This is a genomic window from Litorisediminivivens sp. KMU-197 (genome assembly GCF_056858395.1).
The window spans coordinates 45,984-68,545 of sequence record NZ_JBXEQG010000005.1 but is presented as its reverse complement, the minus strand read 5'-3'; the positions used below and the strand labels follow the sequence as shown (position 1 = coordinate 68,545).

General features: G+C 63.2%; 24 protein-coding genes and 1 tRNA gene. 12 read left to right on the top strand and 13 right to left on the bottom strand.

The genetic code is table 11. The annotated features are described in order from the left end of the window. The first annotated feature begins 161 nt into the window (after positions 1-161). The 4 genes from AC04PT_RS12570 to AC04PT_RS12555 all read left to right on the top strand — a co-directional run bounded on the left by AC04PT_RS12570 (position 162) and on the right by AC04PT_RS12555 (position 2,344). A tRNA-His gene (locus tag AC04PT_RS12570) sits at positions 162-238 on the top strand. Between the two features lie 140 nt (positions 239-378). Next, positions 379-1,035 carry a cytochrome c3 family protein gene (locus AC04PT_RS12565; protein WP_482874045.1) on the top strand — a complete coding sequence of 219 codons (657 nt, stop codon included), beginning with the start codon at positions 379-381 and terminating at the stop codon, positions 1,033-1,035. Beyond that, positions 1,035-1,862, top strand: coding sequence for a c-type heme family protein (locus AC04PT_RS12560; RefSeq protein WP_482874044.1), 828 nt, complete (start codon positions 1,035-1,037; stop codon positions 1,860-1,862). Before AC04PT_RS12565 ends, AC04PT_RS12560 begins: the two co-directional genes overlap by 1 nt. Beyond that, complete coding sequence (locus tag AC04PT_RS12555) at positions 1,859-2,344, top strand: hypothetical protein (RefSeq protein WP_482874043.1); 486 nt, start codon at positions 1,859-1,861, stop codon at positions 2,342-2,344. The genes AC04PT_RS12560 and AC04PT_RS12555 overlap by 4 nt, the downstream gene beginning before the upstream one ends. Here the strand turns inward: AC04PT_RS12555 and AC04PT_RS12550 are convergent. After that, a complete protein-coding gene (locus AC04PT_RS12550) occupies positions 2,331-2,636 on the bottom strand; it encodes a DUF6476 family protein (RefSeq protein WP_482874042.1) in 306 nt (101 codons plus the stop codon). The genes AC04PT_RS12555 and AC04PT_RS12550 overlap by 14 nt on opposite strands. Here AC04PT_RS12550 and AC04PT_RS12545 point away from each other — a divergent pair. The 4 genes from AC04PT_RS12545 to AC04PT_RS12530 all read left to right on the top strand — a co-directional run bounded on the left by AC04PT_RS12545 (position 2,635) and on the right by AC04PT_RS12530 (position 6,852). After that, positions 2,635-3,657: an RluA family pseudouridine synthase gene (locus AC04PT_RS12545; protein WP_482874041.1), complete on the top strand. Its 1,023-nt coding sequence runs from the start codon at positions 2,635-2,637 to the stop codon at positions 3,655-3,657. The two genes, AC04PT_RS12550 and AC04PT_RS12545, sit on opposite strands and share 2 nt — an antisense overlap. A 278-nt stretch (positions 3,658-3,935) precedes the next feature. Then, on the top strand, positions 3,936-4,832 hold the full coding sequence (gene rpoH / locus AC04PT_RS12540) for an RNA polymerase sigma factor RpoH (protein WP_482874040.1): 897 nt from the start codon (positions 3,936-3,938) through the stop codon (positions 4,830-4,832). Positions 4,833-5,022: 190 nt separating this feature from the next. Further along, complete coding sequence (locus AC04PT_RS12535; protein ID WP_482874039.1) at positions 5,023-5,784, top strand: hypothetical protein; 762 nt, start codon at positions 5,023-5,025, stop codon at positions 5,782-5,784. A gap of 84 nt (positions 5,785-5,868) precedes the next feature. Then, positions 5,869-6,852 (top strand): Gfo/Idh/MocA family protein, encoded by a 984-nt coding sequence (locus AC04PT_RS12530; RefSeq protein WP_482874038.1) that lies wholly within the window; start codon positions 5,869-5,871, stop codon positions 6,850-6,852. Positions 6,853-6,904: 52 nt separating this feature from the next. On the opposite strand, the gene phaZ is transcribed toward AC04PT_RS12530, so the two are convergent. Further along, a complete protein-coding gene (phaZ, locus tag AC04PT_RS12525; RefSeq protein WP_482874037.1) occupies positions 6,905-8,167 on the bottom strand; it encodes a polyhydroxyalkanoate depolymerase in 1,263 nt (420 codons plus the stop codon). A gap of 108 nt (positions 8,168-8,275) precedes the next feature. On the opposite strand from phaZ, the gene AC04PT_RS12520 reads away from it, so the two are divergent. From AC04PT_RS12520 to phaR, 4 genes are all read left to right on the top strand, one after another. Continuing rightward, the gene (locus AC04PT_RS12520; protein ID WP_482874036.1) at positions 8,276-10,069 is read left to right on the top strand and encodes a PHA/PHB synthase family protein; all 1,794 of its coding nucleotides are present in this window, start codon (positions 8,276-8,278) and stop codon (positions 10,067-10,069) included. 132 nt (positions 10,070-10,201) lie between these two features. After that, positions 10,202-10,660: a phasin family protein gene (locus AC04PT_RS12515; protein ID WP_482874035.1), complete on the top strand. Its 459-nt coding sequence runs from the start codon at positions 10,202-10,204 to the stop codon at positions 10,658-10,660. A gap of 327 nt (positions 10,661-10,987) precedes the next feature. Beyond that, positions 10,988-11,776 carry a Hint domain-containing protein gene (locus AC04PT_RS12510; protein WP_482874034.1) on the top strand — a complete coding sequence of 263 codons (789 nt, stop codon included), beginning with the start codon at positions 10,988-10,990 and terminating at the stop codon, positions 11,774-11,776. Between the two features lie 358 nt (positions 11,777-12,134). Beyond that, positions 12,135-12,683, top strand: a complete 549-nt coding sequence (gene phaR / locus AC04PT_RS12505; protein ID WP_482874033.1) for a polyhydroxyalkanoate synthesis repressor PhaR — start codon at positions 12,135-12,137, stop codon at positions 12,681-12,683. An 87-nt stretch (positions 12,684-12,770) separates the two neighbouring features. Here phaR and AC04PT_RS12500 read toward each other — a convergent pair whose 3' ends face one another. From AC04PT_RS12500 to AC04PT_RS12450, 11 genes are all read right to left on the bottom strand, one after another. Beyond that, positions 12,771-14,066 (bottom strand): NAD(P)/FAD-dependent oxidoreductase, encoded by a 1,296-nt coding sequence (locus AC04PT_RS12500; protein ID WP_482874032.1) that lies wholly within the window; start codon positions 14,064-14,066, stop codon positions 12,771-12,773. 59 nt (positions 14,067-14,125) lie between these two features. Continuing rightward, positions 14,126-15,484 carry a glutamine synthetase family protein gene (locus AC04PT_RS12495; protein ID WP_482874031.1) on the bottom strand — a complete coding sequence of 453 codons (1,359 nt, stop codon included), beginning with the start codon at positions 15,482-15,484 and terminating at the stop codon, positions 14,126-14,128. Then, positions 15,481-16,158: a type 1 glutamine amidotransferase gene (locus AC04PT_RS12490; RefSeq protein WP_482874030.1), complete on the bottom strand. Its 678-nt coding sequence runs from the start codon at positions 16,156-16,158 to the stop codon at positions 15,481-15,483. Before AC04PT_RS12490 ends, AC04PT_RS12495 begins: the two co-directional genes overlap by 4 nt. A gap of 27 nt (positions 16,159-16,185) precedes the next feature. Next, positions 16,186-17,520, bottom strand: coding sequence for a glutamine synthetase family protein (locus AC04PT_RS12485; RefSeq protein WP_482874029.1), 1,335 nt, complete (start codon positions 17,518-17,520; stop codon positions 16,186-16,188). Positions 17,521-17,660: 140 nt separating this feature from the next. Further along, entirely contained in the window at positions 17,661-18,467 is an 807-nt protein-coding gene (locus AC04PT_RS12480; protein WP_482874028.1) for an ABC transporter permease, read from the bottom strand. A gap of 85 nt (positions 18,468-18,552) precedes the next feature. Then, positions 18,553-19,434, bottom strand: coding sequence for an ABC transporter permease (locus AC04PT_RS12475; RefSeq protein ID WP_482874251.1), 882 nt, complete (start codon positions 19,432-19,434; stop codon positions 18,553-18,555). Between the two features lie 92 nt (positions 19,435-19,526). Next, positions 19,527-20,255, bottom strand: a complete 729-nt coding sequence (locus AC04PT_RS12470) for a transporter substrate-binding domain-containing protein (protein ID WP_482874027.1) — start codon at positions 20,253-20,255, stop codon at positions 19,527-19,529. Between the two features lie 26 nt (positions 20,256-20,281). Next, positions 20,282-21,058, bottom strand: coding sequence for an ABC transporter ATP-binding protein (locus tag AC04PT_RS12465; protein ID WP_482874026.1), 777 nt, complete (start codon positions 21,056-21,058; stop codon positions 20,282-20,284). A gap of 127 nt (positions 21,059-21,185) precedes the next feature. Next, positions 21,186-21,623 carry a tellurite resistance TerB family protein gene (locus tag AC04PT_RS12460; RefSeq protein WP_482874250.1) on the bottom strand — a complete coding sequence of 146 codons (438 nt, stop codon included), beginning with the start codon at positions 21,621-21,623 and terminating at the stop codon, positions 21,186-21,188. Positions 21,624-21,796: 173 nt separating this feature from the next. Beyond that, positions 21,797-22,249: a tellurite resistance TerB family protein gene (locus AC04PT_RS12455; RefSeq protein ID WP_482874025.1), complete on the bottom strand. Its 453-nt coding sequence runs from the start codon at positions 22,247-22,249 to the stop codon at positions 21,797-21,799. A 1-nt stretch (position 22,250) separates the two neighbouring features. Continuing rightward, positions 22,251-22,544 (bottom strand): DUF1330 domain-containing protein, encoded by a 294-nt coding sequence (locus AC04PT_RS12450; RefSeq protein ID WP_482874024.1) that lies wholly within the window; start codon positions 22,542-22,544, stop codon positions 22,251-22,253. Between the last annotated feature and the right edge of the window lie 18 nt (positions 22,545-22,562).

The following is a 22,562-nucleotide window of genomic DNA, read 5'->3' as shown; positions in this document are numbered from 1 at the left end:
GGCCAATTCTGGCCTGATAGATCGCTGGATCGCCACCGACTTGGCGCAAGCTCGGCGCGCGCCCCGCGTCGGGGCGGCATCAATATCTCTGCAAACCTGCCAAATTTTCCGCCGCAAACGGCTTGCAATCGCGCGTCGTCAGGGCTATTCCGCCTGCCAGTGCCGCCTTAGCTCAGTAGGTTAGAGCGCTTGATTGTGGATCAAGAGGTCGCCCGTTCGAACCGGGCAGGCGGTACCATCATTCCCCGTTAGCGAAGTCACCCTCCGGTCATTTGGCCCGGCAGGCACCTTGCAGCCTTAATGGATAGTTAACCACGGCGGTGCATCATCCTCCTGCGTCCCGTCGGGGCGTTTTGCGACAGTTCGGAAGGAGGAGAGATGGACCTGCGCCTGTCGGCGGTGCTGATCGCCGTGCCCGTCGCGGTATTGGGGGCCATGGGCGTCTGGACCGACTCGGCGGCAACCTGGTTCTCACACGGGCCGCTGCAAGCCGGGCATGAAACGGTTGCCTGCCGTGACTGTCATCAGCCCAGCCCGGGCACCATTCGCCAACAAATTCAGGCCCGCGTGGCCTATGCGCTCGGGCGTCGGTCCGACGACGCCGATTTTGGCCGTTCCGAGGTCACTACCGACGCCTGCCTCGACTGCCACGCGCGACCCAACGAACGCCACCCGGTCTACCGCTTCCGCGAACCCCGCTTCATCGAGGCATTGCAGGTGGTACAGGCCGACGGATGCCTCGGCTGTCACGGCGAACATGACGCCCGGCGCGTCGCGGCCAAGCCGAGTTTCTGCCGCGCCTGCCATGCCGAGTTGAAGCTTGTCCGCGATCCGGTGGACATACCGCACGCCACGTTGATCGCGGCAGGCAAGTGGGGCACTTGTCTGGCCTGCCACGATTTCCACGGCAACCACGTCCATGAGCCGCCGACCCGCGTCAGCGACATGGCCCATGCCGCCGACCTTTCTGCCTATTTCGCGCAAGGCCGAAGCCCCTACGGCCCCTTCAAACTTTATGAGGCGGAGGGCAGATGATGCTGAAACCCTTGATCTCCGGCGGGCTGCTCACCTGCCTTGCCATCTACCTCTTCGTCACTGCGCCGCCGCCGCTGCCTTCCGAAGCGGCGCTGCGCGCCGGCGACCGGACCTTGCCCGTGCAACAGGTGTTCGAGGCCGTCAACGCCATCAACCACGCGGCCCGCGCCATCTATACCGCGCGAGTGGTGGGGCAGGGTCTCGAGGCCGGGCTTAAGTTCGGCGAGGATTGGGCCGAGCCCGGCGTCGAAAAGGGGCCGCTGCCCGCGCTCTTCCTGCGTATGGCCGCCGCCCGGCTGGAGACGAAACCACAACCGCTGGGCCTCTACCTCGGCTCGGACGCGCCGATCAACCCGTCCAACCTGTTTACCGGCCCTCAGGCACAGGCCTTTGCCCAGGTCCGCGCAACGCAAGCTCCGGTGTATTCAACCACCGCCCGCGGCGATCAGGTCGGGATGTACCCCGATTTCGCCTCGGCGCGGCCCTGCGTCACCTGTCACAATGACCACCCGGACAGCCCCCGCAAGGACTGGCAGTTGAACGAAGTCATGGGCGCCACCACCTGGACCTATCCCGACGCCCAGCTTCCCACCGTCGAATACCTTGCCGTGACCGAAGCTTTTTACAACGCGATTTCAGAAGCTTACGCCGCGTACCTCAGCAAGAGCCTCAGCTTCGATCCGCCCGTGGTCATCGGCGGCGAATGGCCTGCGAAAGACCGCCGCGTCCTGCCGGACCTGCCCACTTTCATGGCCGAGGTTCGCGCCCGCGCCGGGGGACCCGTGATGCGGGCCCTCATCCTGACCGACAGGGATACGTCGAAATGACCCAGGTTCTCGCTCGCATTCGAAGACGCCCTTACGTTCTGATTGGCCTTCTCGGTCTCGGCCTCATCACCATCGCGCTTACCGCCGGGGCCGCGTTTCGCCCTATCGCCTTCGGCACCTCGTGGCAGGTGCTGACCGGAGCGCTCCTGCTCACCGGAATGGTCTATCAGTGGATGTTGCTCATCGCGCGCCGCACGGGGCGCGCCGCAGATGTCCGCCGCCACTACGCCGCCCATCGCTGGGTCGGCACCGCGATGACTCTGTTCTTCGCGCTGCATGCTGTCCGCTTCGGCCATGCCTGGACTAATGCGCTTGCGCTGACTTTCATCGCCGTCGCCGCCACCGGCCTTCTGAACCGCGAGGTCGTCCCCTATCGCGACCGCCGCATCTATCATCTCTGGCTTTGGCTGCACATCGCGCTTTCCTCGGCTCTGGTGCCGCTGATCGCCTTTCACATATGGATCGCGCTCACCTACCAGTGATCGCGACCTCCTGCGTCAGCCGCCCGGTCACCCGATCATAGATCAGGATGCGGTTGTCGCCGGTCACCACCGCCACCCAGCCGGTGCCGAAGGTCACCGCCTCGGCGGTGACGCCCGCCGGCAGGGACAGGTCCTCAGGCACCTGCGGCCCGGGATCGCGGAAGCGGATGACAATCAGCGCGACAATCAGTATGACGCCCCCGATCATCACCGCCGTCAGCACCGTGACCAGCAGCCGCAGAATGCGCAGGTTGGCCGGTTCCGGCACTTGCCCGTCAGAAGGATCATCCATGCCGGACCTCCGTTTCACCCTTGGCGCCAATCCGCCCGCCCGGCTTGATAAGGCCTTGGCCCGCGATGTGCCAGAGCAAGCCGCCCTGTCGCGCACCCGCCTCGCGCGGTTGCTCGAAGGGGGCGCGGTGCAGGTCAATGGCGCGGTCGAAACCAATCCGAAGGCGAAGGCCGGCGAAGGGGCCGAGATCATCATTAGGCTGGAAGAGGCCGAGGACAGCCACATCCTGCCCGAGGACATCCCCCTGAGCGTGCTCTACGAGGACGAGCACCTGATTGTCGTCGACAAGCCCGTGGGCATGGTGGTGCATCCCGCGCCCGGTACGCCTTCGGGCACGCTGGTCAACGCGCTTCTGCATCATTGCGGCGACACGCTCTCGGGGGTGGGAGGGATGAAACGCCCCGGCATCGTCCACCGCATCGACAAGGACACCTCCGGCGTACTGGTGGTCGCCAAGTCCGATGCCGCGCATCACGGTCTTGCCGCACAATTCGAAAAACACAGCGCCGGGCGGGTCTACAAGGCCCTTGTCTACGGTGTGCCAGACGCCGCCGATCCCCGGCTGCGCGGTCTGCGCGGCATCAGCTTCGAGCCCGGCAATGTGATGAAGATCACCACGCAGTTGGCCCGCCATCGTACCGATCGGCAGAAACAAGCGGTCTGCTTCGACGGCGGCCGTCACGCCGTCACCCGCGCAAGGCTGGTCGAGTCGTTCGGAACCCCCCCGGCCCTGGCCCTGATGGAGTGCCGGCTGGAGACCGGCCGCACCCACCAAATCCGTGTCCACATGGCCCATGCCGGCCATGGCCTTGTCGGTGACCCGGCCTATGGCGGCAAACGCCGCATTGCCCGCACTGCACTGAGCGAGACCGCGATGGCGGCCCTTGCGGGGTTTCAGGGACAGGCGCTACATGCCGAACGCCTCGGGTTCGCGCACCCCGTCTCCGGCGAGCAGATGAGCTTTGCCGCCAAGCTGCCAGAGGCCCTGCAACGGCTTCTGGACACCCTTCGGGACGGATGAGTCGTGCCAAACATGAAACATTTCGGCTATCCGGACTGACCGGGAACACCAGCCAACCTGACCTGTTGAACAGTAAATGTGCGTAATGAGACGGTGAATTCACCGTTTGATGACGATATCTGTCGTAACTCGCACATGCGCGTGAGCCCGGTCCCTGCGCGCTTTCAAACTGAACGGATCGGTACAATAATGAACGTCGAAGCGGATATGTGCCCTTGAATCGCACCTGTCCCACTCCATATTGAATGTTAAGCCCCTAAACATGGGAGGGACACGACATGGCCAATTATGCAAACCTGCCGGCTCCGACGCCCGAGGGCGGGCTGTCGCGGTACTTGCAGGAAATCCGGAAATTCCCGCTGCTGGAGCCGGAAGAGGAATACATGCTTGCCAAACGCTGGGTCGAGGAACAGGACACCGAAGCGGCCCACAAGATGGTCACGTCGCACCTGCGTCTGGCTGCCAAGATCGCCATGGGCTATCGCGGCTACGGGCTGCCGCAGGCCGAGGTCATTTCGGAGGCCAATGTCGGGTTGATGCAGGCGGTCAAACGCTTCGACCCCGAGAAAGGCTTCCGGCTTGCCACCTATGCGATGTGGTGGATCCGCGCCTCGATCCAGGAATACATCCTCCGGTCCTGGAGCCTGGTGAAGCTTGGCACCACCTCGGCGCAGAAGAAGCTGTTCTTCAACCTCCGCAAGGCCAAGGCCAAGATCGGCGCATTGGAAGAGGGCGACCTTCGGCCCGAGAACGTCGCCCAGATCGCGACCGACCTCGGCGTGACCGAGGCCGAGGTGATCAGCATGAACCGCCGCATGTCCGGCGGGGACGCGTCGTTGAACGCGACCGTCGGCGCCGAGGGCGAAGGCACCATGCAGTGGCAGGACTGGCTGGAGGACGAAGATGCCGACCAGGCGGCTGATTACGAGGAACGCGACGAGCTTCAGGCCCGCCGCGCCATGCTGGCCGAAGCCATGGACGTGCTCAACGACCGCGAGAAGGACATCCTGACCCAGCGCCGGCTGTCCGACCAGACGGTGACCCTTGAGGACCTCTCCGGCCAGTATGACGTCAGCCGCGAACGCATCCGCCAGATCGAGGTCCGCGCCTTCGAGAAGTTGCAGAAGCGTATGAAGGAACTGGCCAAGAAGCAGGGTATGCTGCCGGTGGCATGATCTTTCGAATTCATTAAAAGGCCCGGTCGCTGACTGGGCCTTTTTTGGTGCCCGGACTGCACAGCCCGCGCCGCCGGGCAGCCATCCCCGCTCCACCGCTTGATACAGGTCAATGCGGTCGTCGCTTCCGCAGCGGAAGCTTCCCCGACGCGTCGGCATGTTGCCGGACGCGGCATGAGGGAGGATGACGATGCAACTCAAACCAATCATGCGAACGGCGATCCTGGCCTTTGCGCTTGTCGCCAACACGGGGCCGGCGCGGTCGGAAACCGTGTCAGGCTATGATATCGACAGCAGGGTCCTGATCGGCCTGCAGGTCGCGCCGGACGGTATTCAGACGATGATGCCCGACGGGTGGAACGCGATCGGCTTTCCCGGAGGACCGCTGAAAGGCGCGAACCTTCTGCTGGCCCTAATCGACGGGGTGCTGGAGCGCGACGCTGAGGGCAAGCCGCTTGATCCCGCGAGCCGCCGCGCTGCGGCACTTGTTGGGCTTGGCAAGAAAGATGATGCGGTGCGGATGTACGTGCTGCGTATCTACACCACGGTGCCGGGCCGCGATCCCTACGGCGTCGCCGCCAAGGCCGAGATTGACCGGACCACGACACTGAGCGGCCCCGCGAACGGTGCGCGGACCAGTTCCGACACGTGGAGCATCCGACCGTCCGAGGGTGGCGAGATCGGCTTTTCGCTGGATTACGCCACCGGGGCGCGAGGCTGGAGCGCAGGAGAGAGCCATCCGTATTCCGCTGCGGACCCGTCGTTTTCCCGCATCTATCGCTACGAGCAGCTGGTCGATCTTGTCTCCAGCGCCGCGCTGGGTAAACCGCCCAGCGGTCAATTCGATCTGACGGTGACTGCAGAGGAACTTTCAGCGGTTTTCGACGGCACGGAGGAGATTATGGCGATCATGGATGTGCCGGTCTATGTGCGCACCGTATCGCTTCCCTGAGACGGACGCGCCGTGGCCGTGCCTTCGGACTTGCACGATGGGCAGGAACGGATAGGTTGCCCCCTTGAAAGCGGAGGGCACCCGATGACCGATCACGTTTCCTGGGGCATCCTCGGAGCCGCAAATTTCGCGCAGAAACACATGGCTCCGGCCATTCATCTCGCGCGGCGGGGCAGGCTTTCTGCGCTGGCGACGTCTTCGGCGGACAAGGCAGCGCCGTTCCGGGAGTTGAACCCCGATCTGCAAGTGTTCGAGGATTATGACGCGCTGCTGGCAAGCGACAGCGTCGATGCGGTCTACATCCCGTTGCCGAACCATTTGCATGTCGAATGGACGGAAAAAGCCTTGCGCGCGGGTAAACACGTGCTGGTCGAGAAACCTCTTGCGATGAAGGCCGAGCACTTCGACCCGATCATCGCGCTCAGGGACGAGACCGGACTGCTGGCCGCCGAGGCTTACATGGTTGTCCATCATCCGCGCTGGCTCAAGGTGCGCGAACTGCTCTGGGCGGGCGAGATTGGCGAGATCGCGCTTTGGGACACGGTGTTTTCCTATGACAACCGTCTCGACACCGCCAATATCCGCAACCGCGCCGACACCGGCGGCGGCGCGATCCCCGACATCGGTGTCTATACCTACGGCACCGCGCGTTTCGTGACCGGGGAAGAGCCCGACACCATCCTAGGCGCCGAGGTCCGCTGGGAAGACGGCGTCGATGTCTGGAGCCACGTCACCGCGCGCTTTCCCTCGTTCCATTTCTCGGCCGTCAACTCAATGCGCATGGCACCGCGGCAATACGTGGCGATCCAAGGCGACAGGGGGGTGATCACCGTCAAAGCGCCATTTAACGCCGGGGTCTTCGATCAGGCCGAAGTGACGCTCGACCGGCGTGGCATGGAGCGGGTGACCTGGCGATATCCGGGCGTGAACCAATACATCGCTCAGGTCGAGGCATTCAACGCCGGCGTTCTGGACGAAGCGGACTACGCCTGTCCGCTGGAATTCTCGCGCGGGACGCAGGCGATGATCGACCGCGTCTTCGACAAGGCAGGCCCGCCACCCGCGTGACATCGTCCCGGGCGTGACCCGGGACCGCATGTCCGCGCGGGGCCCTCCGGCCTCAGACCGCGTGGATTCGCGCCGGGGGATTGTTGCCGCTGTTGGCGTCGATGAACTCCAGCACCAGCGGGCGGATGTTGTTGCGCCAGGACTTGCCGGCGAAGATGCCGTAGTGACCGGCGCCTTCCTCGACATGGCTGGCCTTCTTTTCAGCCGGCAGGCCGGTGCAGAGGTCGAGGGCCGCGATGCATTGTCCGGGTGCCGAGATGTCGTCGTTCGCGCCCTCGACCGACTTGACCGCCACGGTGGTGATCTTGCCGATATCGACCGGCTTGCCGTCGACCACGAACACGTTTCTGGCGATTTCGCGGTTCTTGAAGATCCGCTCGACAGTCGACAGGTAGAACTCTGCCGTCATGTCCATCACCGCAAGGTATTCGTCATAGAACCGGTTGTGCGCATCGTGATCCGAAGCCAGACCCTGCGCCGCGCGCATGATCTGATCGGTGAAGGCCTTGGAGTGCCGCTCGGCGTTCATCGACATGAAGGACGACAGTTGCAGCAGGCCCGGATAGACCTTACGGCCCACACCCGGGTACTTGAAGCCGACCTGCTGGATCATCGACTGTTCCAGCTGGCCCATGGTCACGCGCCGGCCGAAATCGGTCACGTCGGTGGGCGTCGCATCCGGATCGATCGGTCCGCCGATCAATGTCAGCGAACGCGGCTGCGCCTCGGGGTCTTCCTCGGCCAGATAGGCGGTGGCCGCGAGCGTCAGCGGCGCCGGCTGGCAGACCGCGATGACGTGGGTTTCCGGACCCAGGTGGCGCATGAAATCCACAAGGTAGAGTGTGTAATCTTCGACATCGAACTTGCCCTCCGACACGGGAATATCACGTGCATTGTGCCAGTCGGTAACATAGACTTCGCAGTCAGGGAGCAGGGACCGGACGGTCGACCGGAGGAGAGTGGCATAGTGTCCGGACATCGGTGCAACCAGCAGTACCTGACGCGGGGCCGGCTTGCGGCCCGCAACCTCGAAGTGTATCAGATCGCCGAACGGGCGACTCACCTCGGTGCGGATGTTCACAAGGTGATCGCGACCGTCCTCGCAGGTGATGGAATGAATGCCCCAATCCGGTTTGGCCACCATGCGCTCGAACGTGCGTTCGGTCACTGCGCCCCAAGCCGCCACCCAGTTCATGGTTGGGTTCGGCCACATGGAAAACGCCGGGTAAGAGGCCATCGCCTCGGCCGTCGCCCCGAGCCACTGGTGGGTGTTTCGGAGGGTTTCCATCATGTCGTAGGTCATCATGTAGCGCATTTGGTCGCTCCGATAGGGCGGGGGGCTGCACCCCGCTGTTGTGCCGCTTTGACCCCTCCCTCAAAGCGACCTATTGCTGCAACTGCAAGATAAAGGGGATTCGTTAAGATGACAATCGAAGACAGTCAACAAGGTAATAACATTGCGCATCTGGACGAAAATATTGCCAAAATTGACGAGTTGACCAAACGTCTGACCCGAGCGCTGACGCGGCGGAAACCGGCGAACCCCCAACTTCAGGCCCCGGAAGGCGAATTGTTCGCACGTGCAGCAAGCGCCTACTGGCAGGAGTGGATGAACAATCCGGCCAAGATCCTCGAGCACCAGGTGGAATACTGGGGCAAGTCGCTCAAGCACATGGTCGAGGCGCAGCAATTGCTGGCACAGGGCAAGCTTGCCGCGCCCGAGGACAACACCCCCGACGACCGGCGCTTTTCGAACCCGGTGTGGAAGACCAACCCCTATTTCAACTTCATCAAGCAGCAGTACCTGATCAATGCCGACGCCATCAAACAGGCGGTCGAGGCGATCGACGACATAGATGAAAAGGAAAAGCGGCGACTGCGCTATTTTTCGCAGCAAATCGTCGACATGATGGCCCCCACCAACTTTTTCGCCACCAACCCCGACGCGCTGATGAAGGCGATCGAAACGGAAGGCGACTCCGTGGTCAAGGGGCTGGAGAACCTGGTTGCCGACCTCGAGGCGAATAACGGTGAACTGGTGGTGCGGCTAGCCGACGAACAGGCGTTCGAGATCGGCGGAAACATCGCCACCACCCCCGGGAAGGTCGTCTTCCGCAACGAGTTGATCGAGCTGATCCAATACGCCCCTACTACCGAGAAGGTGCACGAGACCCCCATCGTCCTGTTCCCGCCGTGGATCAACAAATTCTACATCCTCGACCTGAAGGCCCAGAACTCGTTTATCAAGTGGGTTGTCGACCAGGGTCATACGCTGTTCGTGGTGTCGTGGCGCAATCCCGACCGCAGCCATGCCAACATCAGCATGGACGATTACGTGCAGGACGGTTTCCTCACCGCCATCGAAGAGGCGAAATCGATCTGCAAGGTTAAACAGGTCAACGCCATCGGCTATTGCATCGCCGGCACGACGCTGCACCTGACGCTGGCCTTGTTGAAGAAGCGCGGCGACAAGTCGGTCAAGTCCGCCACCTTCTTCACCGCGCTCACCGATTTCTCGGATCAGGGCGAATTCACCCCCTTCCTTCAGGACGATTTCATCGACGGGATCGAGGCCGAGGTCGAACAACAGGGCATCCTGCGCAGCTTCATCATGGGCCGCACCATGTCGTTCCTGCGCTCCAACGACCTGATCTACCAGCCCGCCATTCGCAACTACATGATGGGCGAAACGCCTCCGGCGTTCGACTTGCTCTACTGGAACGGCGACGGGGCAGGGCTGCCCGGCAAGATGACGATGCAGTACCTGCGCGGCCTCTGCCAGCGCAACGAGTTCATCGAGGGCACCTTCGAGTTGCTGGGCGAGAAGCTTTCGATCAAGGACGTTACCGTGCCGATCTGCTCGATCGCGACCGAGACCGATCACATCGCCGCATGGAAGGACGTCTATCGCGGCTTCATGCAGACCGGTAGCCGCACGAAAACCTTCATCGTCGGACAGTCCGGCCATATTGCGGGCATCGTGAATCCGCCTTCGAAGAAGAAGTACGGCCACTACACCAACGACGATTTGCCGCCCACTGCGGACGAATGGATCGAGGGCGCGGAGCTCCACGAAGGGTCTTGGTGGCCGCGTTGGCATGATTGGCTGAAGCCACGTGCGGGCAAACAGGTCGATGCACGCGAACCGGGTGATTCCCAGCATCCGCCGCTTGAGGATGCGCCCGGAACCTATGTAAAAGCCAAGGCAATAGTCTGAAAATAAACGGAAATATCGTGTTTCTGCGCCGCAGCAAAAAAACCTTGAAATGCTGCACTGCAGCGGTTATATAGTCTGCAGACGCCAAGGACGGGGTGGGCCCGCCCGGCGCAGAGACAAAGGATCAAGACAATGGCCGCAGCCAACAAAGCACAAGACGTGACCGCAATGCTGAAAGACGTCATGGGCGCATTCCCGGTTGATACCGCCGCCTTCGAAGATGTTTTCAAAACCCAGGCGACCCTGAACGAGAAACTGTCCGCAGTTGCTCTGGACGCCGCCGAGAAATCGACCGAGATCTCGTCCAAGTGGACCAAAGACACCCTGTCCAAACTGGCAGAGCTGTCGAAAGCCAAAACCGAGCCGGCCGACTACGCCAAAGCCATGACCGATTTCGCTTCGGCTCAGGCAGAAGTTGCAGCCGAAAACGTTGCAGCCTTCGCCGAGATCGCCAAGAAAGTCCAAATGGAAACCGTCGAACTGATGATGGCGGCAGGCAAGGAATTCTCGGAAGAAGCTTCGGCTGCCGTGAAGAAAGCCACCAACGACGCGACTTCGGCTGCCAAGAAAACCGCCGCAACCGCGAAATAAGCTTCGGCTTACCGATGTAGACGCGCTGTCATCTCCTCCCCAACATGCGCGAACATCCGAAGGGCGGGTCCGAAAGGACCCGCTCTTTGCATTTGAGGGGCACCTCGCGTGTCGCGGTTAACGCAAAACGCCATGCATTCTTCCGATTGTAGCCATTTTCCTTCTGTAACTTGCGGCGCGTAAGCGGCGCGTTCATTCCCGCCATGGCAAGTTTGGTGGAATCAGGGAACAGAACCGATGGCCACATACAGTCCAGAACCCAATGTGCCGGACCGCAACGGTCCCAGGCAGCGCGGGTACATGCCTTCCTGCCAGGTCGGTTGAGGCATGGCGGTCTATTTCTCCGAGATCCGGTTCGAGAACTCCGAGAACTTCACCGAGATCGTCGCCACGAACGGTGAGGATCTGTCCGGATACTCGGTCGCGGTCTACGATTCTGCCGGTAAGTTCGTGTCTTCGCATTCGCTTGCGGGTGAATACTTCGACACTACCGCCGGGAGCGATATCTACCTGCTCGACACCACCGAAGGTCTGCCAGACCTCGGCCAGCAATGGGGTGTCGCGCTGATTGACGACACCGGTGCCGTGGTCCAGTTCATCAGCGGCGACGAGAACGTCATCACGCCCAGCGAAGGACCGGCTGCCGGAGCCACCAGCACGCCCGGGCCCTCGACGTCCGGGGGCGAAAGCATCGAAACCTTCGACGGTGGGCTGACCTACGTGGCACAGCCCGCGCCCAATCCCGGCACCATCCCCTGCTATGCACCTGGCACCCTGATCGCCACGCCGCAGGGTCCGCGTGCAGTGGAAACATTGGCCCCGGGTGACCTCGTCCTGACGCTTGATCACGGGCCTCAACCCATTCGCTGGACCCAAAGCAGCAGCCATCCGCTGGACGGTATGCCCGGCGATGCGACGCCCGTGCTGATCAGGTCCGGCGCCCTCGGCCGGAACCGGCCCGCGACCGACCTCATCGTCTCGCCGCAGCATCGCATCCTCGTGGGGGGCAGGGGGCAGTTGACCGATCATTTCCCGGATGAGGTCTTCGCCCCGGCCAAGGCGCTTACCGTCCTTCCTCTCGTCCGACACATGCGCGGCCGCCGCGCGATAACCTGAGTCCATTTCGCCTGCGACCGGCACGAGGTTGTCCACGCAAACGGCAGCTTGTCCGAGTCTTTCTTCCTCGGGCCGATGGTCCTGGCCGGGCTGCCCGTTGCCAAGCGTCGCGCTCTTCGGCTCTGTTTCAATGCCGCCCCCGGAGACACCATCCTCCAAGGCCCACCCGCCAGACCCTGCCTGTCCGTCGGCGCCGTTACACGTCATCTTGCCAGCATCTCTACTGAGCCGCAGAAACTTCTCGCCTGAACTTTCGCTGCGCAGCATAAATCACCCATGCCGCACCACAGCACTTTCCTTTTGTTCTGCGCTGGCATAGGCTTTGCTGCAGCGCTGAAACTTCCGGGGAGGGTGCCCAGTGGCAGACAACGAGAAACCTCTGCTGATCAAGCGATACGCCAGCCGCAGGCTCTACAACACCGAAACCTCCGATTACGTGACGCTCGAGGATATCTCGGGCTTTATTCGCGACGGTCGCGAGGTGCAGATCGTCGATCTGAAGTCCGGTGACGATTTGACCCGGCAATATCTGCTGCAGATCGTGGCCGACCATGAAAGCCGGGGCGAAAATGTATTGCCGCTCGGGGTGTTGACCGATCTGGTCCGCAGCTACACCACGCAGGCGCAGTCCATCGTGCCGCAGTTCCTGACTGCCTCATTCGACATGTTGCGGCAGGGTCAGAACAAGATGCTCGAGATGAGCCCTATGGCGAAGATGCCGGGGTTCGAGGCCATGAAAGCCCAGCAGGAAGCTTTCATGAAGGCAATGACCAGCGGCATGGCTCCGGGTTGGTCCGGTCCGGACCAGTCCGAGACGAAGCCCGAGCAATCGGGTGCCGAAGACCTTGACGCCATCAAAAAACAGCTCGCTGCATTGCAGGACAAGCTGTCGAAGATGGACAAGTAATCGAGCATTCGCTCACGTCTTCTTCAGCGCGAAATGCAGTCCCGGACGCCGCTCCGGGACCTCATCTCAGGCACCACGGCGCGGGCGTCACATCCCTAGCCGATCCCGCAAGGCATACCACGACATCGCCAGTGTCAGCAGCGGCGTGCGCAGCGCGGCCCCTCCGGGAAAACTCGGCACCGGCAGGGCGGCCATGGCATCGAAGCCGTCACTTTCGCCGATCACCGCCCGCGCCATCAGCCAACCCGCATGGGTCGCCGTGCCCACCCCGTGCCCGGAATAACCCGAGGCCGACAGCACCCCCGGCGCCACCCGCGCCAAGTAGGGCAGGCGTTTCATGGTGATTGCCAGTGTCCCACCCCAGGCATAGTCGATCTTCACATCCTTCAGCGATGGAAACACCTGCGCCATCGGACCCCGCACTTTCGCAGCGATGTCGGCAGGGAAGCGGTAGCCATAGCTTTCGCCGCCGCCGAACAGCAGACGTCCATCATGGCTCAGCCGGAAGTAGTTCACCACGAAGCGACTGTCGGCCACTGCCACATCTTCGGTCAGCACCTCTCGTGCGCGGTCGCCCAAGGGTTCGGTCGCGGCGATGAAATTGTTGATCGGCATCACCCGCCGCGCCACCTTGCCGTTCAGCCCGCCAAGATAGCCGTTTCCCGCCAGGATCACATGCTCTGCCCGCACGGTGCCGGCATCGGTCCGCACCATCCCAGGCGAGGCTTCCTGCACGCAAGAGCCTTCGTGGATGACCGCACCCGCATCTTGCGCCGCCCGCGCCAGCCCGAGGCAATACCGAAGCGGGTGCAGATGCCCTGCATCATGGTCGATGATTCCGCCGGTGTAATCCGGTGACGGGCACAAGGCATGAAATGCATCCCGGTCCAGTGTTGCGACGTGGTCATAGCCATAGCGCGCGCGCAGGACTTCGGCATAGCCATGCAGGTCCCGCACCTCGGACGCTGATGACCCGGCCCAGGCAATGCCCGGCTTCAGGTGACAGTCGATCCCGTGCTCCGAGATCAGCCGCTTGACCAGCGCCTTGGCATCCTCACCCAGCCGCCAGTATTTTACTGCATCCGCGCGACCGACCAGCCGCTCCAGTCCTTCCTGATCGACCCGCTGGCCGGATCCCAACTGTCCGCCGTTGCGCCCCGAGGCGCCGAACCCGACCCGATGCGCTTCGAGCACCACGACGCGGCGCCCGGCACGCGCTACCTCAAGCGCCGCAGACAGCCCGGTATAACCGGCCCCCACCACGCAGACATCCGCCGTCACGTCCCCGTGCAGTGGCGGAAACGGCGGCAGCAGGTCCGCCGTCGCGGCGTACCAGCTCTTCGGGTACTCGCCCTGAACATCATTCGAAAACAGCAGGTCCAAGCGGCGTTCAGTCCTTCTTTTCGTGTCGCAGAGGTTGGGTTTAAGGCGCTTGCCGCTGGCTACACGTTCAACAGCAGGTGCTCACGCTCCCAGGGAGAGATCACCTGCAGGAACTCCTCGTACTCCGAGCGTTTCACGATCCCGTAGACCCGCGCAAACTCGGGCCCCAGCACGTCATGCAGGGCCTTGGCGGCGTCGAACAGGTCCAGAGCCTGCCCGAGCACCTGCGGGATATCCGCATCCCCGACATAGGCATCGCCCTTGAACTGCTTCTTCGGCCGCTCCTCGTTGATCAGGCCCAGATAGCCGCATGCCAAGGACGCAGCGATCCCCAGATACGGATTGCAGTCCATCCCCGCCAGCCGGTTCTCAACCCGCCGCGCTTCCGGCTCAGAAATCGGGATGCGAATGCCGGTGGTCCGGTTGTCCCGCGCCCATTCCAGATTGATCGGCGCCGCATGGTCCTTCACATAGCGCCGATAGGAATTCACGTAGGGCGCCAGCACCGCGATGGCCGATGGCAAATGCTTCTGCAACCCGCCGATGAAGTTGTAGAACGCATCCGTCTCGCCGCCCTGAGGCCCTACGAAGATGTTTTGCCCGCTTTCGAGATCCAGCACCGAGTGGTGGATGTGCATCGCGCTGCCCGGCTCGTCGGCGATAGGCTTGGCCATGAAGGTGGCAAAGCAGTCGTGCCGCAACGCTGCCTCGCGGATCAATCGTTTGAAGTAGAACACCTCGTCCGCCAGCTTCACCGGATCGCCGTGGCGCAGGTTGATTTCCAACTGGCCGGCCCCGCCTTCCTGGGTGATGCCGTCGATCTCGAAGCCCTGTGCTTCGGCAAAATCGTAGATGTCGTCGATCACCGGGCCGAATTCGTCCACGGCGGTCATTGAATAGGCTTGCCGCGCCGCGGCCGGACGGCCCGACCGGCCCATCATCGGCTCGATGTTCTTGGCCGGGTCGATGTTGCGCGCGACGAGGAAGAACTCCATCTCTGGCGCCACCACCGGCTTCCACCCGCGCTTGTGGTAGAGGTCGACCACCCGCTTCAGCACGTTGCGCGGCGCCGCCGGCACCGGCTCACCGGCGCGGGTAAAGGCGTCGTGGATCACCTGCAAGGTCCAGTCCCCGGTCCAGGGCGCGGCAGTAGCGGTGGACAGATCCGGCTTCAGGATCATGTCACGTTCGATGAAACCGTCGTCGCCCGCAGCCTCGCCCCATCCGCCGGTGATGGTCTGGTAAAAGATCGAATCCGGCAGGAAGAAATGCGTCTGGCGCGCGAATTTCGACGCCGGCACCGCCTTGCCCCGCGCGATCCCCGGCAGGTCCGAGATCACGCATTCAACCTCGTCCAGGCGCCGGTCGGTCAGGTAGGCTTGCGCCGCCCCCGGCAAGTGTGCCGTCCAGTCACTCATTTGAGGCTCCGTTCGCGAAAGAATGTGCCGATCATGTCCGCCAGCCGCGGCTGGTCCACCGGCGCGCCCAGCATGGCCTGTGCCGCCGCCAGCAGCGGGGCAGGGACCGCCCCGCCGCGGGTTTCCATCAGCCCCTGCATGAAGGCATGACCGAACTCGGGGTGCGGCTGGACCGAGAACGCCCGGTCGCCATAGAGCAGCCCGGCGTAGGGGGTGAAGGCGTTGGAGGCGACCACCTTGGCCCCCTTCGGCAGTTCCACCACCTGGTCCTGGTGCCACGCGTTCAGCGCCAGGGTCTCGTCGCCGAAGTCATACTCGCGCAGGCCCACTGCCCAGCCCTCGGGGTATTTCTCGACCTTGCCGCCCAATGCCTGCGCAATGATCTGGTGGCCGAAGCAAATTCCAACCATCGGCACCTGCGCGTCATAGGCCTCGCGGATGAACGCCTCCAGCGGGGCGATCCAGGAATGATCCTCGTAGGCGCCATGCCGCGACCCGGTGATCAGCCAGCCCTCGGCATCCTGCACTTTGTCTGGAAACACCCCGTCCACCACGTCGTAATTCTCGAACTCCAGCCCCTGGCCCTCCAGAAGTTCGGCAAACATGCCGGCGTAATCACTGAACTGCGGCAGCGTGTCCGGCCGGTGTCCGGTCGTGAGAATGCCTATCTTCATCGGTTACCCAATCCTTCAGCCCGACGGTCAAACGGTGTCGAGGTAGATCACAACCCGTTCGGCCTCGGTCAACTCTTCCATGTAATGTGCCTCCTGCCGCTTGGTCAGCAGGAAGTTGCGGATCAACTCGTCGGGAAAAATCCGCCTGATATGCGGACTGGCCTCGAAGGCATCCATCGCGCCTGTCCACGTATCGGGAATATGCGGCAGATCCAACGCATAGGCGTTGCCTGTGACAGGTTCAGGCGGTTCCACCCCGTCCTCGATCCCATTCATCGCTGAGCCGAGGATGGCCGCAACCATCAGATAGGGGTTCACGTCGCCGCCCGCCACCCGGTGCTCGATCCGCCGTGCCCTCGGATCGCCTGACGGGATGCGCACGGCGGCGGTGCGGTTCTCATAGGCCCAGCACACGCAGGTCGGTGCATGGGCGTCTGGCACCATGCGATCATAGGAATTGTGATGCGGCGCAAAGATCAGCCCGCTGTCGGGCATCGCCGCAAGACAGCCGGCCACTGCATGGCGCAGCACATCGGTGCCCTTTGGGCCGCCATCGTCGAAGATGTTGTTACCCTCGGCATCCAGCACAGAGAAGTGCATGTGCATTCCCGAACCTGCATAATCCTCATAGGGTTTTGCCATGAAGGACGCCGCGAAGCCGTAGCGCCGCGCCAGCCCCTTGACCAGCCACTTGAACAGCCAGGCATCGTCCGCGGCGCGCAGCGCATCGTCCGAATGCATCAGGTTGATCTCGAACTGCCCCAGCCCGGCCTCCGAAATGGCGGTGTCGGCGGGAATGTCCATCTCCTCGCAGGCGTCGTAGAGATCGGTGAAAAATTGGTCGAAACTGTCCAGCGCCCGGATCGACATGGTCTCGGCCGCCTTGCGCCGCTTGCCCGAGCGGGGCGAGACCGGCACCTGCAGGTTGCGCCCTGAATCGTCAATCAGGTAGAACTCCAGCTCCAGTGCCACCACCGGGGTCAGCCCCTTGGCCTTGTAACGGTCCAGTACGCGGCGCAGGCAATGCCGGGGATCTCCGTCATAGGGCGTGCCGTCGTCGCGGAACATCCAGATCGGCAGCAGGGCAGTCGGCGCCTCCAGCCAGGGCATCGGCAGGAACCCCCGCTCGGTGGGCTTCAGAACGCCGTCCCGGTCGCCGCTCTCGAACACCAGCGGACTGTCGTCGATGTCCTCGCCCCAGATATCGAGGTTCAGCACAGACACCGGAAAGCGGGTGCCGCTCTCTACCACCTTGTCGGCGAAACGGGTCGGCACCCGCTTGCCGCGCGGCTGGCCGTTGAGATCGGCGGCGGCCACGCGGATCGTGCGCACCTGCGGATTCTTCCGCAGCCAGGTCTTCATGCGGTTTTCGGACATGTGTCACCAAATAATTTGATCAAATTATGGATAACGGGCTGCCCCGGGGTTTGGCAAGGGGGGATTTACGTTGTGTCACATCGCGGCCCCGGACCTGATCCGGGGCCTCTTCGCCAATCCAGCCCCTAGCGGATCAGGTTCGGCCGAAACCGCATCTTGGCACGCCGTGCGGCCGGCAGGTGCCGGTTCAGTCGCGCGTTGATCAGCCCCATCAGCCCGGTCAGCACCAGCGTCAACAGGATGAAATAGATCGCCAGGATCGGGTAGGGCACGAAGGGATTGAACGTCTTGTCGGCGAAGTAATTCGCGTAATAGAGGGCGTCGCCGCGCTGCTGTAACGCCGGGAAACCCGAGAAATAGACAAGCGTGGTGGCGTGAAACAGAAAGATCGCTTCATTTGTATAGGCTGGCCAGGCAAGCCGCAGCATCGTTGGCCAAACGATCCGTCGGAACCGCGCCCAGCCCGACAGCCCGTAGGCATCCGCCGCCTCGGTGTCACCCTTGGGGATCGACAGCAGCGCACCATAGAAGATCTCGCCCGAATAGGCGGCTGTGTTGAGAAACAGCACCACCAGCGCCCCCGCCCAGGCCGAGGTCAGCGGCGTGAAGAACGGCACCACCTGCTTCAGCGACAGGAACAGGAAATAGGCAAAGAAGAATTGGATGAAGAGCGGCGAGCCACGAAACAGGAAGATGAACCACTCTGCCGGCTTGCGCAGCCAGACCACCCGCGATGCCCTGCCCAGCGCCACCGCGGTCGCCAGGAAGAACCCCGAGCACAGCGCCAGAACCCCGAAATAGACGTTCCAGATCATCCCCGAGCCGATCAGCACCACCTGCTGGCAGAGCGTGAAGTCCGACCGCGGCAGCAGCCGTTCGCCCACGCCCACCGAACGCAGCGCATAATCGGCTATGGTCTCCCAACAGCTCATGCAAAGACCCTCCCAGGTCCTTCTCCTGGTCGTAAATATCCCGGGGGGCAAGGGGGCAGCGCCCCCGAGCCTACGCCAACCGCACTCACGCCGCTTTCCTCTGCGCTTCGCCGCCGGCGGTGGCCTGTCCCAGCGTCAGCCGCGACATCAGCCGGTCCAGCACCACCTCGGACACCCGCGTGAACGCGAGGTAGAACACCAGCAGCGCCAAGAAATACCACATCCGCCAGTCGCCATGCGGATAGTCGGTGAACCGAGGGTTCTTGGTCCCACCCAGCTCGCGCGCCCAATAGACGATGTCCTCAACACCCAGCAGGAACAGCAGCGGCGTGGCCTTGATCAGCACCATCCAAAGGTTCGACAGGCCGGGCAGGGCATAGACCCACATCTGCGGCACCAGCACCCGCCAGAAAATCTGCCGCTGCGTCATGCCATAGGCCTCGGCCGTCTCCAGTTGCGCGCGTGGCACCGCGCGCATGGCGCCAAACAGCACGTTGGCGGCAAAGGCACCGAAGACGATGGCAAAGGTCAGCACTGCAAGCAGGAAGCCATAGGTCTCATGCATCCACTGCGGTGAAGTGCCCAGCGGCAGCTTCGCGGCATCGCAGACCACGAAATCGGACCCTTGCCGGATCGGCTGATCCCAGTCCGGGCATTTCACCTTGTGCCGCAGCCATTCGAACCCCTGGTCCAGCGCGATCACGAAGAACAGGAAGAAGGCGATATCCGGCACGCCGCGCACGATGGCGATGTAGATCCGCCCGATCCAGTTCAGCGGAAAGATATGCGACCGCGCCGCCGCCGCCCCGGCAAAGCCGAAGGCCAGTGCCACCGGGGCGGTGATCGCCAGAAGCAGCAGCACCGTGCCGAACGATAGGTAGAACGACATGTGCTTGCCGGTCGTGAGATAGCACGACAGCCAGCGAAACCGGTCCAAGGCCTCGGGGTCTGCGCAGAACTCGAAGATGGCGCACCTCGTCGAAAACAGGGCGGGCGATAGGACCCGCCCCGGGGATAGCATCATTAGGATGGGTCCCGAGGACCCATCCTACTGCAAGATCAGAAGGTCTCGCCGACCTCCCACTTCTCGATCAGCGCGTTGAGGCTGCCGTCGTCCTTCATCGACTGGATCGCCGCGTCGAATTTCTCGCGCAGCTCGGCGTCGCTTTCACGGAAGCCCATGCCGATCCCGCCGCCCAGCAGGACGTCTTCCGCAACCCAGCCCAGGTCGGCGTTTTCGTCCGCATAGGGGGCGAGGAAAGACTTGTCGGCCAGCACCGCGTCGGCCTCGCCGTCACGTACCGCGCCGATGGTTTCTTCGGGGTTGGCGAACTCCAGCAGCGTCGCGCCGATCTCGGCCAAATGCGCGGCCTGGATGGTGCCCGCCTGCGCCGCGATCACCGCGCCCGCCGGATCGATGGTTTCGCCTTCGCGGCCCAGATAGCCCGACGGATCCGGCTGGGTGTAGTTCTGGGTGAAGTCGATCACCTCGTCGCGCTCGTCGGTGATCGACATGCCGGCGATGATGGTGTCGTAATTGCCCGACACCAGGTTCGGGATGATCGAATCCCATTCGTTGGTGACCCATTCGCAGGTCAGTTCGGCTCGTTTGCAAAGCTCGTCGCCCACTTCGCGCTCGAAGCCGTCGACCTCGCCCGCGTCGTTGAGGAAGTTGAACGGAGGATAGGCGCCCTCGGTGCCCAGACGCACGGTCTCGGAATGGCTGCCGGCCAAGGCAAGACCGGCCGAAACGGCCAGCGCGGCGGTGCCAAGAAGGATGGTTTTCATGAGTGATGCTCCCTTGGTTGGTTGGTTCAGGCGGCCTGTGTCGAGGACAGAAAGCCCTGCAGCCGCTCGGATTTAGGCGCGCCGAACAACTGGTCCGGTGCGCCTTCTTCTTCGATCAGGCCCTGATGGAGAAACACCACGTGGTCGCTCACATCAGCCGCCATTTTCATGTCATGGGTCACGATCAGCATGGTGCGGCCCTCGGTGGCGAGGTCCTTGATCACCCGGACCACTTCCTGCTCCAGCTCCGGGTCCAGCGCGCTGGTCGGCTCGTCGAAAAGGAGCGCCTCCGGTTCCATGCAAAGCCCGCGTGCGATCGCCGCCCGCTGTTGCTGTCCGCCCGACAGCTGCGCCGGCCACGCATCGCACTTGTCTCCGATCCCCACCTTGTCGAGGTAACGTCGGGCGCGGGCTTCGACCTCGGTCCTGTCGCATCCCAGAACCGTAACGGGCGCTTCCATCACGTTCTGGAGAATGGTCATGTGCGACCACAGATTGAATTGCTGGAACACCATCGACAGGTTGGTACGGATGCGCAGCACCTGCTTGGCATCCGCCGGCCGCCGGGCCAGCCCGTTGCCTTTCCAGCGCACTGGTTCGCCTTTGAACAGGATGTCGCCCTGCTGGCTGTCCTCCAGCAGGTTGGCGCAGCGCAACAGGGTCGACTTGCCCGACCCGGACGAGCCGATCAGCGAGATGACCTCGCCCTTGTGGGCCGTGATCGACACGCCCTTGAGTACTTCGAGCTCACCATAGCTCTTGTGCAGATCACGGATTTCGATGACGGGGGTCTGGTCGTTCAAGGCGCTACTGTCGCTGGGATCATTTGCCTCAATAGGACGGAAAATCGCCGGCCTTGCAACGAGGAATCCGGGATAACGCCCAAGAATCGCGTAGCCCTGCCGTCACGGCAGGCAGCCAGGATGGCCCTCAGTCCCCGGCAACCCGCTGACGGGCCATGGCGGATTCGACATCCGACACGCCCAGAAGCGGCGCCACCATGCGCAGCAGCGCATCCTCGGCCTCATCGCGTTCGCCATCGGCCAGCACCACCTGCCAGAGCGCCTCGATCACGCCGATACGGGCGTCGTAGGGGACCGCATCCTTGATCGCGCGGGTGAATCGCACCGTGTCGGGGGCCTCCGCCTCCAGCGCCTCGGCGTCGCTGCGCAGTTTGGAGGCCGCGAAGGGGCTCAACCCGTAGCGTTCCACGGCGATCCGGTCGATCAGCGCGGCCTCTTCGTGATCATAGCTTTCGTCCGACCGGGCGACCCGCACCAACAGCGCGGTCAGCGCAAGGCGGGCGTCTTCATCGGGCATCTGTGCGGGCTCCGGCTGGGTCAGCCGTTTGAGGAAATCTGCGAACATGGGGAGGATATAGAGGCCCGACAGGCAGGGGCCAAGAAGAAGCTGGGCCAAGCGGCCCCGTCCGACAGACCAAGCCGCGCGCAGACCCCGCCCCGGACCCGATCCGGTGCCTAAGCGCCAACACCGCCAACAAGGTTGCGGTTCAGCAGGGGACGCAGGCCACCCTATGGAGGCTAGCGGATGCTCTCCGCCGCCGCTCTGGCCTCCCGGCTATGATCCGCGCTGACCCCCAGCATCTCCTCGACGAGTTCCACCAGCGCAACTTCGTGTTCTTCGCGCACCCCGTCGGCCACCACAACCCGCCACAGGGCCTCGACGATGCCGTGCCGCTCGTCATAGCTCACCGCTTCCCGCAGCTTTTCCACGAAGTCCGGGGTCCCCGCCACGGCCTTCTCCAGCCGCTCGCTTTCGGCCCTGAGCTTGGCGGCCGCGACCGGGTTCAGCCCCAGCCGGCGTGCGAGGATCCGGTCGATCTGCTCCAGTTCTTCGAACAGGTAATGGTGATCGGCTTTCGCCACCCGAACCAGCAGCGCACCCAGCGCATGCGCCGCATCCATCGGCGGCAGGGGCGCCGGCGCCGAAGCCTCGCCCGTAAAGAACCGGGTCAATCGCTCGATCATTGTCATGCTACTCGTTCGTCCCTTCGACAATGGTGAAATTGGCTTCCGCCGCACGTTGCCGGATCGCCTTTGCCTGTTGGTACAAGTCACTGTGATAGCAGTCCAGCGCCGCTTGATAGGTGTCGAACTCCACCACCACCGACCGGGGCCGCACCGCGCCCTCGGGCACATCCTGCAAGCCCCCCCGCACCAGAAAGCGCCCGCCGAAGGCGTTGAGAGCCGGTCTCACCGCCGCGCGATATTCCTGGTAGATCTCGACATCCGTAACTTCCACCTGGACCAGCCAATAGCCCTTCGCCATACCTGTCTCCCTTGAAGG